We start from the raw sequence: 1,247 nt of genomic DNA on the forward strand, positions 1-1,247 counted from the left end.
GTGGGGTGCTCAGCGCGCTCGGTCGCCAGGTGTGGTTTGAGCGTACGCATGATGAATGTTTCCGCCACACTCCAACCGCCATCGAGGTACAGTGCCCCCACCAAGGCCTCGTAGACGTTCTCGAGCGCGGAATGCATACCGCGGGCGCCAGTCCCCTGTTCAGAGGCTCCCAGGATGATCACCTTGTCGATGCCGAGCTCAAGGCCCACATCGGAAAGCGTTGTGCCTGAGACGAGGGACACCTTGAGGCGCGTGAGCTTGCCCTCGTCAAAGTCCGTATAGGTCTGAAAGAGGGAAACGGCGACAACGGCGCCCAAAATGGAGTCACCTAGGAACTCGAGTCGTTCATACGAGGCCGAGACGGGCTCCCCCTCAACGGCTGAGGGATGCGTGACCGCGCTGCGCAGCAGCGAGATGTCGTTGAATTGATGCCCGCAGATCTCCTGCGCGCGATCGAGCTTCTCGCGAATGGACAAGATCTAGGCCTCCAAGGTCTGCTCGATGGCATCGATCGCCTCGGCGACGGAGTTGATGGCCATGAGCTTATCGTCATCGATCTCAATGTCGAACTCGTCTTCCATGGCGGTCACGAGCTGGAGACGATCGAGGGAGTTGGCATCGAGGTCGTCGAACGTGGTGGCCTCGGAAAGCTCACCGGCCTCGACGCCGAGGACGTCGGCGGCGATATCGCAAACTTTATCGAAGATCTCGGCGCGATCGAGTGCCATGGCACTGCCCCTTTCTCTTTGGACGACACACGGGTGTCGTCCATCCACATATGAAAATGATTTTACCCTAAGCGAAGGCGGCACACACAGCAAAGCCGCGCCCTCGCCGTCAGCGGAGACGCCTTGATCCAGTGATCATCTGCTTTGCGTGCCATGGGAGCACGGCGAAGGGATTTTGTTAGGCCACGGCCCCCATGGAATCGGCCACGCGATCGACGAGCCCTTGGCGCGCCGCGGCGGCACAGGCAAGCGTGCCGTTCTTAACCGCCTCGACGCTCGTGGCGCCATGACCGATCATCACCACACCGCGAAGGCCCAAGAGCACCGCACCGCCCTTCGCATCACCACTCAGCTTGCGCTTGAGGCCACGCAAAACAGGCTTCATGAGAAGCGCGGCGACCTTCCCCCGAAACGAGGACATGAGGCCGCTCTTGAGCTCCTGCATCATGAACTTAGCCGCGCCCTCAATGGACTTAAGGGCGACATTGCCGGCAAAGCCATCGCAAACGACGACATCGA

The 1,247-nt window shown here is 60.5% G+C and carries 2 protein-coding genes and 1 pseudogene; all 3 read right to left on the reverse strand.

The genetic code is table 11. The annotated features are described in order from the left end of the window. Positions 1–476 (reverse strand): ribonuclease III family protein (locus ACT8II_RS09200; protein WP_443813929.1); only part of this gene is annotated, 476 nt, incomplete at its 3' end. 3 nt (positions 477–479) lie between these two features. Continuing rightward, positions 480–728: a phosphopantetheine-binding protein gene (locus ACT8II_RS09205; protein WP_118653805.1), complete on the reverse strand. Its 249-nt coding sequence runs from the start codon at positions 726–728 to the stop codon at positions 480–482. 178 nt (positions 729–906) lie between these two features. After that, positions 907–1,247: pseudogene (locus ACT8II_RS09210) on the reverse strand (phosphate acyltransferase PlsX); the annotation flags it as partial.

The organism is Collinsella sp. (assembly GCF_052346665.1).
Taxonomy (GTDB): Bacteria; Actinomycetota; Coriobacteriia; order Coriobacteriales; family Coriobacteriaceae; genus Collinsella.